The organism is Xenorhabdus beddingii, assembly GCF_002127545.1.
In the GTDB taxonomy this organism is placed as follows: Bacteria; Pseudomonadota; Gammaproteobacteria; order Enterobacterales; family Enterobacteriaceae; genus Xenorhabdus; species Xenorhabdus beddingii.
The window spans coordinates 45,971-61,918 of the sequence record NZ_MUBK01000023.1; the positions used below are offsets into that span (position 1 = coordinate 45,971).

The 15,948-nt window shown below is 42.6% G+C and carries 12 protein-coding genes; 1 reads left to right on the forward strand and 11 read right to left on the reverse strand.

Going from position 1 to position 15,948, the window contains the following annotated elements:
- Positions 1 to 82: 82 nt before the first annotated feature.
- Positions 83 to 1,171 carry a saccharopine dehydrogenase family protein gene (locus Xbed_RS13605; RefSeq protein ID WP_086113450.1) on the forward strand — a complete coding sequence of 363 codons (1,089 nt, stop codon included), beginning with the start codon at positions 83 to 85 and terminating at the stop codon, positions 1,169 to 1,171.
- Between the two features lie 87 nt (positions 1,172 to 1,258).
- On the opposite strand, the gene Xbed_RS13610 is transcribed toward Xbed_RS13605, so the two are convergent.
- The 11 genes from Xbed_RS13610 to Xbed_RS13660 form a co-directional block, all read right to left on the reverse strand.
- Positions 1,259 to 1,999, reverse strand: a complete 741-nt coding sequence (locus Xbed_RS13610) for a TetR/AcrR family transcriptional regulator (RefSeq protein ID WP_086113451.1) — start codon at positions 1,997 to 1,999, stop codon at positions 1,259 to 1,261.
- On the reverse strand, positions 1,990 to 3,438 hold the full coding sequence (locus Xbed_RS13615; RefSeq protein ID WP_086113452.1) for a flavin-containing monooxygenase: 1,449 nt from the start codon (positions 3,436 to 3,438) through the stop codon (positions 1,990 to 1,992). Before Xbed_RS13615 ends, Xbed_RS13610 begins: the two co-directional genes overlap by 10 nt.
- A 208-nt stretch (positions 3,439 to 3,646) precedes the next feature.
- The gene (locus Xbed_RS13620) at positions 3,647 to 4,660 is read right to left on the reverse strand and encodes a Fic family protein (protein ID WP_086113453.1); all 1,014 of its coding nucleotides are present in this window, start codon (positions 4,658 to 4,660) and stop codon (positions 3,647 to 3,649) included.
- Positions 4,661 to 4,669: 9 nt separating this feature from the next.
- Positions 4,670 to 5,281 (reverse strand): 3'-5' exonuclease, encoded by a 612-nt coding sequence (locus tag Xbed_RS13625; RefSeq protein ID WP_139837492.1) that lies wholly within the window; start codon positions 5,279 to 5,281, stop codon positions 4,670 to 4,672.
- Positions 5,282 to 5,364: 83 nt separating this feature from the next.
- Positions 5,365 to 5,907 carry a GNAT family N-acetyltransferase gene (locus tag Xbed_RS13630; protein ID WP_086113454.1) on the reverse strand — a complete coding sequence of 181 codons (543 nt, stop codon included), beginning with the start codon at positions 5,905 to 5,907 and terminating at the stop codon, positions 5,365 to 5,367.
- A complete protein-coding gene (locus tag Xbed_RS13635) occupies positions 5,888 to 6,193 on the reverse strand; it encodes a type II toxin-antitoxin system TacA family antitoxin (RefSeq protein WP_086113455.1) in 306 nt (101 codons plus the stop codon). Before Xbed_RS13635 ends, Xbed_RS13630 begins: the two co-directional genes overlap by 20 nt.
- Positions 6,194 to 6,445: 252 nt before the next feature.
- Complete coding sequence (locus Xbed_RS13640; protein WP_086113456.1) at positions 6,446 to 9,619, reverse strand: type III restriction-modification system endonuclease; 3,174 nt, start codon at positions 9,617 to 9,619, stop codon at positions 6,446 to 6,448.
- An 11-nt stretch (positions 9,620 to 9,630) separates the two neighbouring features.
- Positions 9,631 to 11,583, reverse strand: coding sequence for a site-specific DNA-methyltransferase (locus Xbed_RS13645; RefSeq protein WP_244182496.1), 1,953 nt, complete (start codon positions 11,581 to 11,583; stop codon positions 9,631 to 9,633).
- Positions 11,584 to 11,962: 379 nt separating this feature from the next.
- Entirely contained in the window at positions 11,963 to 13,792 is a 1,830-nt protein-coding gene (gene glmS, locus Xbed_RS13650; protein WP_086113457.1) for a glutamine--fructose-6-phosphate transaminase (isomerizing), read from the reverse strand.
- A 127-nt stretch (positions 13,793 to 13,919) separates the two neighbouring features.
- Entirely contained in the window at positions 13,920 to 15,320 is a 1,401-nt protein-coding gene (glmU, locus tag Xbed_RS13655) for a bifunctional UDP-N-acetylglucosamine diphosphorylase/glucosamine-1-phosphate N-acetyltransferase GlmU (RefSeq protein WP_086113458.1), read from the reverse strand.
- Between the two features lie 186 nt (positions 15,321 to 15,506).
- Positions 15,507 to 15,929, reverse strand: coding sequence for a F0F1 ATP synthase subunit epsilon (locus tag Xbed_RS13660; RefSeq protein ID WP_086113459.1), 423 nt, complete (start codon positions 15,927 to 15,929; stop codon positions 15,507 to 15,509).
- Positions 15,930 to 15,948: the final 19 nt, after the last annotated feature.

Sequence of the window (15,948 nt, forward strand, 5' to 3'; positions counted from 1 at the left end):
TATTGCAATAAACTCAACGATCTCTAAAATTAGGTCAATTGACCTAATTTTAGAGATCGTTGAGTATTTTAAGGATCGTAAAATGAAGAACATATCTGTATTACTCGTTGGTGGTTATGGGGTTGTTGGTCAGCAAACAGCACAAATTATCAATCAATACCGGCCTGATTTACACTTAATCATTGCCGGCAGAGATATTAATCAGGCAAAAAAAACATCTGAAAATTTAAATAATTCCGAAGGGTTATTTTTTGATGTGGAAAATCCATCGCTACCGGATAAATTAAAAATTGATATTGTGTTGGCGCTGGTTAACGATCCACAAGATAAATTATTGCATTTCGCACATCAGAATAATATTGCGTATGTAGATATTACCCGTTGGACCGATCGTTTACAGATTGCATTAAGTAAAGCCGCTATCATGCAAAATCAAAAACAAAGTACTATGATTTTCTCATCTTCATGGATGTCCGGCATCGTAGCGGCACTGATCCATGATATCAGTAAATCATTTACAACTATTGATAGTATTGATATGAGTGTCCTATATGCATTGAATGACAAAGCAGGTCCTAATTCAATTGAATATATGGATAGGTTAACCACTCCTTTTACTGTAAAGCAGAATGGGAAATACCAAAAAATCCTCCCCTTTTCGGATGAAAAAACCGTTTTATTCAGTGATGGCACTATTCACAAAGTTTTTCGTATTGATATGCCAGAACAATTTATCTTCCCCTTAATTACCAATGCACAAACGGTTTCGACCCGAATTGGTTTTGATGATCCTAAGAGTAATAAATTACTCGCTTTTTTAGTGAGGAAAGGCATTTGGAAGTTATTGTCAGGAAAGAGCACCACCGGACTTCGTAGAAAATTTTTATACAACCCCGGCCAAGGGCATCAACATCAAATTCGTACCGATATAAAAGGCACGGATGAAAAAGGGAACCCTAAATATGTATGCTTGCAACTTAATGATCCAAAAGGACAAACCCATTTAACCGCAATAGGTGCTGCAGCATTGGTGATTCAGTTGGCTGAACATATACAGAATAATCACACAACCATTTTAAATACGGGTGAAAGATTTTTAGACGTTGAAAAACTAAAATCGCTATTATCTTCGGAAAACGTGAGTTTTAATGTTAATAGCGAAATAGACTGAATCCGTTCCTGAAACTCAATCGAATAAGGTGTTTTAAACAGAGTTTCAGTGCTTAAATAATCCGTAAAACGATTTTTACGGATTATTTTATTTTGCTTCGATAATCGCAATGATGGTAGACCGTAAACGCTGACTTAAATCAAAATTGAAACTGTCCTTATTCCGATAGGAATATAGCATGGACAAACCTTCAAATAAGGAAACTAACATTAACGCTTTTTCTTTCCTGATGTCTTCTGACATATCAGCATAAGTATTGCGCAAGATAATAATGACTTGATCAGTATAGCGTTGATAAAACTTGGTTAAGATTTTATGTAATTTTTCTGAGTGGCGGCTCGCCAACCATGTTTCTAACGCCAAAGTACATAACGACATGTCCTGTAAGTTATTGACAATAATATCCAGTAAAACATCAAGTTCATTATGCTCAGCATTAGCAAGTTGTAATCTTGTCGTCGCATCCTCAATAACTTGATTAAATACTCCCTCGAATAGCGATTCGAGATTCGGGAAATAGTACTGTAAATTTCCGAGCGTTATTCCACAATGATTAGCCAGAGATCGCATACTAAAAAGACGACTTCCCCCCTGAATAAGGAGTTTTATCGCATATTTTAAAATAAGCGTTTGTTTTTCTTCGAACTTTTCTTTTTTAGGTTTCATTGTCAGCATATTGAAATTCATTGGGTACAAACCAAGATTTGTATATGCTATTGACCTGTATTGCAAGAGCGTTTTTCTGACAGCATAATCGGCGGTTGGTGACGGTTCCTCGCCCGGTATTGAGCGAGGGTTTACAGTGCCTTTCGCCAAAATTACTTCCATCGTAATGCCGTATCATCCAGTGGTTGCCCTAATACTTCTTTATCCTTTTTATAATCATGTGGAACAGACCAATTTGGGCTGCGTCCCTGACGTGGTAGCCCGGCTCCGCTACGTTTTACATAGCCTGATTGCAGGGCGCCAAAAATGTGTTTATCAGCCAATATTTCTTCCGCCGGGGCATACGGTGTAACAACCATTGCACCACGACGATCCATCTCCTTCAACAAACGACAAATATATTCTGCTGATAGGTCAACTTTCAGTGTCCAGGCATTATTGATATAACCAAACAAATAGGCAAAATTAGGGATATCCTGTAATAATGTTCCCTTATAGAGCATTCGGTTATGACTTTGCTGCTTTTGCCCATCGATAGAAAGCTCAATTCCTCCCATGAGATGTAATTGCAATCCTGTCGCTGTCACAATGATATCCGCAGGTAATTCCTTGCCAGACTGCAGCAAAATTCCGCTTTCAGTAATACGTTCAATCTGGTCGGTAACAATCGAAGCCTTGCCTTCTTTCAGTACCTTAAATAGATTACTGTCTGGCACAAAACACAACCGCTCATCCCACGGCATGTACTTTGGCGTCAGGTTTTTCATGTCAAAATCAGGGCCGACCTTTCTGCTAGCTAATCCCAGCAAAAACGATTTCAGCAGGTTAGGAAAATATCGGCTCGTTTTATACAGCAAACTGAAAAAGAAAATATTGCGACTTCTGCTCCATGCATAAATCCAACGTGGTGGAAGTATGCCTTTGAAAAACTCCGCCATCTTATCCCTCCCCGGTATTGAAAAAATATAACTCGGAGAACGCTGTAACATGGTGATATGTTCAGTGTCATTGGCCATTGCCGGAAGTAAAGTGACGGCCGTTGCGCCACTTCCAATCACAACAACCCGCTTCCCTTTGTAATCCAATGATTCAGGCCAATGTTGTGGATGAACTATTGAGCCTTTGAAATCTTCAAGGCCGGGAAATTGGGGTAAATAAGGTTGATCATAGTTGTAATAACCTGTCGCAGCGACAAGAAAATGGCAGGTAAATTGCCGAATTTCGCCACTGACTCCGTCAATGGCGGTGACAGTCCATTGGCGGGTTTCATTTGACCAATCAGTTTGGGTGATTTTTACTCCGAACTGTATTTTCTTATCAACGGCATACTCTTCCGCCGCTGAATGGAGATAACGCCTAATTGAAGGAGCATCAGCAAAAATACTGGTATCTGTCCAAGGACGAAATTTATAGCCATAGCTCATCATATCCGAATCTGTGCGAATGCCCGGATAGCGAAATAAATCCCAGGTTCCCCCTAGGGCGTTACGGCGCTCTAAGATCCCCACTTTCTTGTCAGGACATTCCCTGGCCAGATGACACGCCATACCAATGCCTGACACTCCCGCTCCGATGATCAAAACATCATAATGGTTATTCATGTTACTTCCCCCCGCAAGAAGACTTGCTTAATCAGATAAGCCGCTTGTTCAATAGGCCATGGTATTTTTTATTTGCAGGGACAACCATTTGCATTTATGTGGGGGGAGTATCAGGATGTTGACGGATGGCATAAATGAGTATGCTTGAAAGTAATTAAACTCAAACAGCTATGGGTTCATGGCTATTATAGGGTGAAGTCATCTCATTTTATCTAACCCGCCAATACCCTCCTTTTTTCGCACCAACCCGAATTAAGTATCCATATTCCTGCAACACTTTGATATTACGCTCTATTGTTCGAGGATTAACGCCCAAATCATCTGCTAATTTGGCTATTGTGATAGAGGGCTGATTGGCAATAAGAGAAAGGATTTTTTTCGCTGTCGCATTCAGAGGTGGTGTGTTTTCTACCGACATTTTTACCGACATTTCTACCGACATTGCGGTAGTATCCGGCTGTTCCGTATCAATACCTTCCTTAAGTGCTGCAACTAAATTTTCCAGCATAAAATCAATAAATGCCGTACAGTCACTGGCCTGATCACATTCTCTAAGCACCTGATAATAGACATGTTGTTGATAATGAATAAGGGTTTCTATGGGTAGCCACGCCAACTCTGGACGCCATTCACTCAAAATCAATGTTTGCCATAAACGTCCCATGCGACCATTACCATCAGCAAATGGATGAATAAATTCAAATTCATAATGAAATACAGAACTGGCAATCAATGGGTGGATATCAGTTTGCTTTAACCATGTAAGTAGATCGCTCACCAAACGTGATATTTGGCTGGCAGGAGGTGCCATATGGATAAGTTGATTTTCACGATAAATTCCAACATCACTACAACGTAATTGCCCCGGTTGATCAATCAACCCCATCATCAGCAACCGATGTGCTGCCAATAAATCAGATAATCGATGGCTACGCCAATCCGGTAATTTCTCATAAGCTAATAGGGCATTGCGTACTTCCTGAATATCCTTTGCCGGCGCCAATACACGTTTACCATCCATAATTGCTGTGACTTGTTCAATCGACAAACTATTATGCTCAATAGCCAATGATGCTTGTATTGTGCGGATCCGGTTTTCTTTACGCAACAAAGGTGAACTTATCTCACTTTGTGTTGACCAGCGCCCCAATAACTCGCCTATTTCTATAACACGGTTAAGTATAGAGGGTGTGATGCGGTAAGGAGGTTGATAAGCTGCCACAATAATTTCCTATTTTAATTGTGGATATAAATTTGCAATGGAACGAACCACGGCGGCTGTCGTCTGACAATCCACCACCGCCGTATGCGCCTTTCCCTTTACCGATACGCCCGCCGCCCGTGCTGCATTAGCCAGTGAAATCGTGCCATATCGGTTTGTCGCGCCATAAAACCAAGCCGCTAACTCCATTGCACATTGGGACTGTACCTGTTTCAACCAGCGTGTATCCATCGCAAATGCCTTTGCGGTCTGGGCTATTATCCTGAGATCAAACTTTGCATTAAAAATAATCAGAGGACGGCGGGTCAGGAGCGGGATAAGTTCATCAGCAATCTGTGGCCACTGTGGTTCATTACGCAGTGCGCTCAGGGTGATACCGTGAACATCTTGCGCGGCGAGATCAATCGGGACAGAAGGGCGGAGACGACGCTGAAAAATCACCTGCCCATCGGTATCTGTGACAGCTATCTCAACAACCTGCGCCTGTTTATCTAACCCCGTGGTTTCAGTATCCAGAATATATGCCCGTTCCGTGACCCATTGGTGAGCCTGTGTAATCATTTTTTCCCGGATGAGTGTATGGATAACCACTTTCTCAGGGAATTGTTCTGCATCGATCATTGTTTTTATCCTTGGTGACTGGTTACATTTTTATCGGGCTATAAAAGTACCCGATATAATGTAGAACCCAGCGATAAATAAAACTACTTTATGGCTGCCAATAAGTCCTGAATCTTTAAAAACATGGGCGTTGTTCCATTAGGTGCGGGAACTCCCAGCTCAACAAATCCAAGGAGTGTGTAAAACGTAACAGCATCAGGATCAGCATCCAAAAAAATTCCCTTAATCGGCATCACACGATGAACTTTAATGGCATGCTCTAAAAATTCCCTCATTAAAAGATGACCATATCCTTTCTTTTGATGCTTAACCGAAACCCCCAGCATCACCAAACGGACGACGGAAAGTTCACTTGGCATTGACCCCGTTAATACACCACTCAGCCTAGATTTTGCCAATGAATAACCAGTAAAATTGCATACACCAAACAACTCTCCTGTTTTAGCGCCAATTAAGGCTTTCGCGACACAATTTCCGTTGGCAACATTGTTCTTAAGACTGCTGCGAACATAACGATTAATAACATGATTGCCACAATCAAAGGCTTTTTGACCCGGGTATATCATATCGCTTTGATAGTTCAAACAAAGGTATTCAACCGTCATTTCATTGAGTGGCTTTTCCATCTTTGTTCTTCCTCATCAAAGCACGTAAAGCAAAGGTTGGAGATGCAGGTTCAGCAATCAGCCCATTCAAAGAACGCCAGTTTTCTTCATCTAATTCACGACGTTTTTGATTTTCCAGAATCTCTTCCGCCCTCTCAAAAGCCGCATTCAGGATAAAAGCACTTAAATCAACACCAGCAACCTGTGCTGCCTGACGCAATGTTTCTTTTAGCTCGGTGCTGGTTTTTAACTCTACACGGGCATTTTTAGCCTCTTTGTAAGTTTTTTTTACCGATATTGTTGTCATTTCTTGTACTCCAGTTTACTCGTTGCATGGGTTTTATTGTGGGATTATTCGCCTACTGTTGTTTTATTGTACTGCCGGAGAATAGCACTTAGTGAAGGGTTAGGCAAACATGTACGGCCAATAGCCGTACATATAAGATAAAGAATTAATCATTGAGAGGAGTCTATTTGCTGAAAGAATGATATCGCTATCTGTATTTAGCTTTGCCGATATCCAGCAGGCACTATTGCTAATGCCTTGATGTCATTAAAATTAAAAATTCGTACTGAACGTATCAAAGTTATCAACTTTGACAAATTTGGCCGCGTTGGGCACCTCTTTGCCATCCTTGTCTTTACTTAACGCATTGAAATGCTCAACGCCACACTTGATCTTTGCCTTTTCAGCCTCACGCAGATCATCTGAGAATAGGCTTGATTTGGTTTCAACCACAAAGTAAAGCTGCTCCCCCATTCCATCATCTTTGTCAATTAACACCGCCCAGTCAGGATTGTAATTGCCCAGCGGGGTATCAATCTTGAACCAAAATGGCAGTTTGGAATAAATTTTCACCTCTTCAGCGCTTTCTAGTTTTTTGGCGAAGTTAAGCTCGGTATCTGAATCGCAAATGATGTAGTCATATACCGACTTTTCAGCTTTCACCATATCTTTGAGGTAACCTGTCAGCTCTTCTTCCTGAAAAAGCGCTTGAGCATAGTATGCTTGGTCACCAATACGATGGTATTTAACACCATCTACAATAACAATGCGCATTTGCTTACGGATAACTTCACCCGCTAACTCGATAAAGCGCTGAGGATTATTTTTGAATGCTTCCAGCTTATCCCCCAAACCCAGCAGAATATCGATAATTGTCTGACGGGTCAGATTGGTCTGATCGGTCAGATAAGTCACGATATCTGGCAATCGGAAGTTGCGATTGTGGTAATTCTGGATCTTGGTTTTCTCATCGTAGGTTTTCAGTTCAGCGCCAGTAACCGCCACCTTAACCTTGGTGTACTGAAACTTAGCGCTGGCTACCGCCACGTTCGCGCTAATTTCCTTGATACAGCGTTCAACCAGTTCGTTGATATTAAAGTTAACGCGATAAGTCGTTTTGTATTTAATGCGCCCCCAAAGAGCCTTGAAGGCTTCACCCAGTACAACCTGCTTACCATTTGTATCTTCACACAGGGTTACAGAGCGCTTCTCTTCATGTTTTTTCACGTTCAAACCTTTTACCAACTTCTTCAACGTGGCAACGATGGAATCAGTATGCTCGACGACACTGGAAGGTAGATTCACCTCATTGTTATTGATGGCAATTTTCAGAACATCCTGAATCTTGCCTTTGCCATCAATATAATCTTGAGACAAAAGATGCTGAAAGATCTCTTCTGACTTCTTCGCCCCCAAGAAGGCTTTCTGATCCAACTCGCCAGAAACAACGATGTTGGCAAATTGGTGAGACTCAACCACACCAAATTTAATGCCTTCTTCTGCTTCTATCTCTTTTTGCAGTTCAGAAACAAAACTTTCATAAGATTCATTTGCCATAACGGTCAGGGTATTTACCTCAAAACCGTAGGGCACACGCTCACCCGATTGATCAACGGCTAAACGTAGACCACGACCGATTTCCTGTCGTTTTTTCGTGATTGAGCTGGTTTCATTCAACGTACAGATCTGAAAAACATTCGGGTTATCCCAGCCTTCTTTCAGTGCTGAGTGTGAAAAGATAAAGCGCAGCTCCTCGTCCATAGATAGCAGCTTTTCTTTGTCTTTCATGATCAGGTTATAGACCGACTCATCGGCCGCAGTTTTCCCCCCTTCACCTTTAGCCGAAAGCCTTGAGTCAACGAACTGAGGGTTTCCAGAAGCATCTTTTTTCTTGTCCTGAGCAAAATAGCCACCATGCACGGTTTGAGTGAGTTCTTGCAACGCAGCGTCGTTGATGGTGTCTTTATTACCATCGTTATCCCAGATTCTCGGGTACAACACGCGATATTTGGACTTTCTCACCTGCTTGGCAAACTCTTCTTCAAACCATTTGGCAAACTTACCTTGTACAGGAACGCCATCTTTAGCGTAGCCACGGTAGTTGGCCACCTTATCGATAAAGAACAGACTCAGCACCTTAATCCCTTTCTGGCTTAGAATTTTCGAGGGGTCAAGATTGTCATCGCCGGTTGTGACTTTGTGGTAAAACTTTAGCTCTTTTTCCAAGTGCTCTTCGATAGTTTTGGCTATTTGAATGCGCTTGAAAGCCTCCGGATCCACTTCACCAATAGCTTGCCCAAGACGCACAATTTCATCGCGACGGGTAAAATCAATGTATTCATTACCTTCTTCACAATAAATATCGTTAACGATATAACCGTCGTAAACACTACGCCCACCCGAAAGCTCGAATAAGTCATTGACCTGTCGATCTTTGATGGTGATTACCTTACGCGGTTGCAGCTTACCGGTGCGCGTTTGGGCATCAATTTCAATCTTGGCAGAAATCGGGGATGTCTTATTATCAACACTCACTAACTTGATGTAGGCTTGGTTGTGTCCGTCCTTAACATCCAGAGAAGCAACCTCAATTTGCTTAACCAGTTTACGCTCATAGGCATCAATAGCGTCAAGTTTATACAGCAGGTGCGGCGCTTCCTTCAACGTGGCGGAATAACGGAATGTACACAGCGGTTTTAAGCTGTTAATCGCTTCTTTTCGGTTTTCCGTTGATACGACTGATTGTGGTTCATCAATGATGACCACCGGGCAAGTAGCCTGAATAAATTCAATCGGCTTCATTCCATTCAATCTGTCATCGGTACGGTGGATCAGATTCGCCGTCGTTTCTTTCGTAGGATCGGTGAATGACTTACTGAACGCATCAATATTGATCACCATGATTTGGATATAATCATTGGTCGCAAAGTTACGGATCTGTTCACGCTTTGATGAGTCATAGACAAAATAGTCATACTGGACGTTTCTATACTGCTCACGGAAATGCAGCTCAGTGATTTGCAGTGATTTATAAACGCCTTCTTTAATCGCAATGGACGGCACCACGATGATGAACTTTGTCAGCCCATGACGCTGATTTAGCTCAAAGATAGAACGCAGGTAGACATAGGTTTTACCTGTCCCTGTTTCCATCTCAACGCTGAAATCCAGACTTGGCAGTTCTTGTTTTGCGTTTTCAACCTGCGGCAAGCCATTCTTTAATTGCACATTACGTGTGTTGGCATAAATTTCATCGGGTAATAAGGTGAGAATATTACCAACACCGATGTCGTTGTTTGTACCAAAAATATCTAGCTGCTGATTCTTCAACATATTATCAGCTACCGTGAAATGGCCCTGAAATGTTTCCTGCCCTTCAAACACACCTAAAACCGCCTCAACCGCATTTATTTGGTGTGATAAGTCCGATCTAAATTTAATCTTCATCAATCACGACCTTAAATGCTCTTCACATTGTCGATACCATACTGCTTCAGGATCTGAATCGTATTGGTCTTCACTACGCTGTCGGCAAAGCCCTGGTCTTTAAAAACGATTTGCGTACTTTCCGGATTGAGTTTTTCTTTCAGTTTAGCGATCCCCTCAACCACCTGTTCGGTTATATCGTCATCAAGGCAAACCATTAAGGTTCCGGTGCCAACTACAAATATTTTTTTGCCTGCAACTGTAGTTTCTTCCACTTGTTCAGTCAGCTCTAAACCATATTTCAACAAAATCTCGTAAAGCACATCTTCAGGTATACGGTCATCTTTGATAGATTTAGCAGCCAGTTGCAGAGCAGGTTCCAAGTTTTCAAAATCAGCATTCCAAGAATGAATATTTGTTTGATCTAATTTGAAAAACTTAACACCTTGAGTTTTATCTTCTTCTAAAATGGCTTTTTTTATTCTTTTTAGGGAAATTCTGGAAATCAATTCGGGTATTGACTCTCTGGCACAATACTCTGCTACACCCGTATTTTTTGAGACAGGTTCAGGCAATTGAACCAGTATAAACTTTCTTCTACCGCCATCTTTCTTATTTTGTTTTAGCACCGCATGGCCTGTCGAACCGCTTCCGGCAAAAAAATCAAGAATGACATCTTCGCTATCCGTGATCTTCATTAAGTGTTCAATTAATCCTGTCGGCTTTGGATAATCAAAAACAGATGAACAGAGAAGAGCTTCAACCTCTTTACTTCCTTGCTTCGTTGTAAAATCGGTTATTATTGTTTTTGGGTGTTCGGTACCTCGCTTTTTAACATACTGAAGAATACCATTAGGTTTGAAAAAGAACTCAACAACCTGCTGTCCTTTAGAGTCAAAAGTATCCTTTCCTGATAGCCAATTTTCGACTTGGCTCTTCATTGTCCAGCCCGCTTTTAGCGTGACTTCGCTAGATAAGTATCCATTCTTACATTCAAATACACCTGAAGTCACTTCAACGACTTCTTTATCTCCAAATACTGATGAAAATGTTTTATTTTCACCTAAGAACCTGATCCCAGCAGGGAATGTTATTTCTGACGCAGGGTTTTTAACGCTAACCTTTTTTATTGCACGGTCAGAAATTAAGCTATCATCACCCTTATAAACAATATGAGATAATTGGGATATATTTTTTGCATATGCCAAGATATATTCATGTTCTCGGGTAAAAGTTGATGCTGAAGTTCTTCCACTCTTCCAAATAAATCTTTCAATAAAATTATCTTCACCAAATATCTCATTGCATAAATTGGACAAATTAACTACTTCATGTTCATCTATAGATATAAATATAACTCCACCATCGGATAATAAATTTCTGGCCAATTTCAATCTTGGATAAAGCATATTTAGCCAATTTGTATGATACCGACCCGATGTATCAGAGTTGGTGCTAAAAGGCTTACCTTGATTATTTACTTGTCCCGTTAATACCTGATAATTTTTTATGTTGTCATGGAAATTATCTTTATAAATAAAGTCATTACCCGTGTTATATGGTGGATCGATATAGATCATCTTTACCTTTTTGTGATAAGACTTTTGCAACAACTTTAAAACTTCAAGATTATCTCCTTCAATAAATAGATTTTTTGTCGTATCCCAATTAACGCTTTCTTCTTTACAAGGACGCAGTGTCCCTGTTGATGGTGTTTGGGCAAGTTGACGTGCACGGGTCTTACCATTCCAAGTGAAGTTATAGCGCTCATCTGAATCATCGACAGCTTCACCAAGCATAGCTTTTAAGGCGTCAAAGTCGATTTTTCCTTCAGAAAATGCGTCGGGAAAGAGTTGCTTGAGTTGATAGATGTTTTCTTGAGTGATATCCGTACTTTTGGATTCAGGGGAGTTCAGGGTGATTTTTTCAATTGTCATCAGAGGAATTCCATTTATTATCCACGGAGCAAAACGACTCATGCTCATGGTTCATATTCTTCGTTAAACAGTTAACTTATTGCCTTAATTGCAGCAATTTTCTGTTTAAGTGTAGTAAAGAATTTCTGATTAACCTGAAAAGAAAGTTTCGTAATAAAACTATATAAACGCGGATATTTTGCTGAATTGAAGTTTGAAATAGTTCAGCAAATCATTATTCATTAGCAACGGATTGTGGATGTGGCCTATTTTCATAGGGTAATTATCTTAGGCCGTTACCACGATGCAACTCGAATTATTTGGGATATAGATAACATCACACAGTATTCGGGCGAACTAATAAAAAATCCGGTCAGCTTACGCATAACCGGATTTATTCAGTTTTCAATTTTAATCTACGCAACAACTAATCGCGTACTAAAACACATCACTCCACTGTCACCGACTTAGCTAAATTCCTCGGCTGATCCACATCCGTACCTTTGATCAAGGCAACGTGGTAAGACAGCAATTGCAGTGGCACGGTGTAGAAGATCGGGGCGATCAACTCTTCTACGTGGGGCAGGGAGATGATCTTCATGTTTTCGCTGTTGGTGAAACCCGCATCCTGATCGGCGAAGACGTACAGCAGACCGCCACGGGCGCGGACTTCTTCGATATTGGATTTCAGTTTTTCCAGCAGTTCGTTGTTCGGTGCGACGATGATCACTGGCATATCCGCATCGATCAATGCCAATGGGCCATGTTTCAGTTCACCGGCAGCGTAGGCTTCTGCGTGGATGTAGGAGATCTCTTTCAGTTTCAGCGCACCTTCAACGGCGATCGGGTATTGATCTCCACGACCCAGGAACAGCGCATGATGTTTCTCAGAGAAATCTTCCGCCAATGCTTCGATCAGTTTGTCTTTCGACAACATGCTTTCGATGCGGCTTGGCAATGCGTGCAGAGCATGAACAATGTCTTGTTCCAACGCTGTATCAGCACCTTTCAGGCGTCCCATGTAGGCCACCAGCATCAGCAATACAGTGAGCTGAGTGGTAAAGGCTTTGGTGGATGCCACACCAATTTCAGCACCTGCTTTGGTCATCAGGGCAAATTCAGATTCACGTACCAGAGAGGAACCCGCTACGTTACAGATGGTCAGTGATGTCAGGTAACCCAGTTCTTTGGATAAACGCAAAGCCGCCTGGGTATCAGCCGTTTCACCCGATTGGGACAGGGTGATCAGCAGGCTGCCTTTACGGCGCGCTGGCTTGCGGTAGCGGAATTCAGAGGCAATTTCTACATCACAGGGAATGCCTGCCAAAGATTCGAACCAGTAACGCGAAACCATGCCCGCATTGTAAGACGTTCCGCAGGCAACAATTTGGATATGCTCAACTTGAGACAGTAATTCCTCCGCATTAGCGCCCAGTTCTGACAGATTGACCTGACCATTGCTCAAACGCCCTTCCAATGTGCTCTTAATCGCCATTGGCTGTTCGTAAATCTCTTTCTGCATGTAGTGACGGTATACCCCTTTGTCACCGGCATCGTACTGGACGTTGGATTCAATTTGCTCACGCTCAATCGCTTCGCCCTGTACATCAAAGATGCGAACGCTACGGCGGGTAATTTCAGCAATATCACCTTCTTCCAGATAGATAAAACGGCGGGTCACCGGCAGTAACGCCAGTTGGTCAGAAGCAAGGAAGTTTTCACCCACTCCCAAACCAATCACCAATGGACTGCCGGAACGAGCGGCGACCAGTACGTCAGGATGGCGGCTGTCCATAATCACCGTGCCATAAGCACCACGCAATTGTGGGATCACTCGCTGCACAACTTCCAGCAAAGAGCCGCCTTGTTGCTGTTCCCAGTGAACCAGATGAGCGATAGTTTCGGTATCGGTATCAGAAGAGAAGAGGTAACCACGCGCTTTTAATTCTTCGCGCAGTTCTTCGTGGTTTTCAATAATGCCGTTATGCACAACCGCAATATGCTCAGAAACATGAGGGTGGGCATTGCGTTCGTTCGGTTCACCATGAGTCGCCCAACGAGTATGGGCAATCCCTGTGCCACCAACGACGGGTTGTTTATCTGCTTCATCAGCCAGCATCTGCACTTTGCCGGCTTCACGCAGACGGGTCATGCGGTTTTCACTGTCAACGACAGCCATACCCGCAGAGTCATAACCCCGGTACTCCAGGCGACGAAGTCCTTCGATCAGTATTTCTGCAATATCTCGTTGTGCTACTGCACCAACAATTCCACACATTTTGTTTTATTCCTAAAAGCAGGGCTGATAAAGCCCTTTTTATGTCGCCAACCTGATTGTGTTCCGGCTATTGCCGTCCCCGAGCTTTGTAGAGATGGGGATTTTTATTATGGGTATATCTTATTTTTTATTTTTTCTTAACCGGGCGTTGCCAGTTCTGAATATGGGTTTGTTTCACCCGGCTGATAACCAATTCATTTTCAGCCACGTTTTTGGTTACTGTGGTTCCTGCACCAATTGTCGCCCCTTTCGCTATCGCAACCGGCGCAACAAGCTGGGTATCAGAACCGACAAAAACGTCATCACCAATGAGGGTCTTAAATTTATTGGCACCATCATAGTTGCAGGTAATGGTTCCTGCACCGATATTCACATTATTGCCAATTTCAGCGTCACCAAGATAAGTCAGGTGACCCGCCTTGGAGCCTTTGCCAAGGAAGGATTTTTTCATTTCAACGAAATTGCCGACGTGGGCTTTTTCCGCCAGTTTAGAACCAGGGCGTAAACGGGCAAAAGGCCCGACGGTACACTCAGCAGCAAGTTCAGCGTCTTCGATGACGGTATAAGGGCTAATGACCGCACCATCACCAATAACGCAATTTTTCAGGATACAACCAGAGCCGATCTGTACATTATTTCCCAATGTGACATGGCCCTTGATAATGACATTGGTATCAATCACGACATCACGGCCATGTTCTAAGGTTCCACGCAAATCAAAACGTGCCGGATCTAATAACATAACACCCGCCAACAATAATTTTTCGGCCTGCTCAGATTGGTAAATACGCTCCAGCGCAGAAAGTTGAAGGCGATTGTTGACCCCTTCCATTTCACTTAAACGGCTTGGATGCACGGCCTTGATCTGGCGGCCTTCTTGATGTGCAAGAGCAATCACATCGGTCAGGTAATATTCGCCCTGTGCGTTGTTGTTTTCCAACTTGGATAGCCAACGTTTTAAATCACCGCCATTTGCCACCAAAATACCGGTGTTGATCTCGTTGATTTTACGCTGTTCTTCCGTCGCATCTTTCTGTTCGATAATGCCCGTCACCTCGCCATTGTGACGGATGATCCGGCCATATCCGGTTGGGTTATCCAAAATAGCCGTCAATAAACCAATTCCCCCTTCTGGTTTAGCCTCGATCAAACGCGCTAAGGTATCTTTGGCGATCAAAGGCACATCACCATAAAGGATCAGAATATCTTCATCATCCGAAAAATGGGGGGCAGCCTGCTGCATTGCATGACCGGTACCAAGCTGTTCAGCTTGCAGTACCCAGTTCAGATTCTGGTTGGAAAGTGTTTGTTTCATCAGGTCACCGCCATGCCCATAAACCAGATGAACATTTTGGGTACCCAATTCCATTGCGGTATCAATGACATGCTGAACCATCGGTTTACCCGCCAGCAAGTGCAGAACTTTAGGAAGATCAGAATACATGCGTGTTCCCTTACCGGCGGCAAGGATCACGACACTTTTTGCACTGACACGGTTTTCACTGATCCGGTTTTCACTAATAGACATAAGAAACCTAACAATTCCAATTTTAAGTGTGAAAGTAAACCTGTTTGCGAAATAAATTGCCACATATTTCGCAATGCAAAAAAGCCAGTTAGCTTTCACCAACTGGCCTTTTATCTCACTGCCTATACCCTTCGTTTTTCAAGTTGCAGTTCAATGGGATGCAATTCGAAATCTACCGGGTATTTATTACATCATTTGCTTTGTCAATTCGATAACGCGAAGTTTCGCGATCGCTTTCGACAACTCAGCAGATGCCTGAGCATAATCAACATCGCCGTGAGAATTACGGATATGTTCTTCCGCTTTGCGCTTGGCTTCAAGCACCTTAGCCTCGTCCAAATCCTTACCACGGATCGCTGTATCGGCCAGTACGATAACGCCGTTTGGCTGAACTTCAAGAATACCACCTGACAGGTAGATAAATTCTTCTTCACCAAACTGTTTAACAATACGTATCATGCCCGGTTTTATGGCAGTAAGCAGTGGCGTGTGTTGAGGATAAATCCCCAATTCACCTTCACTGCCTGTCACCTGAATTTTCTGTACCAGTCCTTTAAACAAGTGTTTTTCAGCACTGACTACGTTCAGGGAGAACGTCATTGCAGCCATATCAACCTCCCGTCAGCCG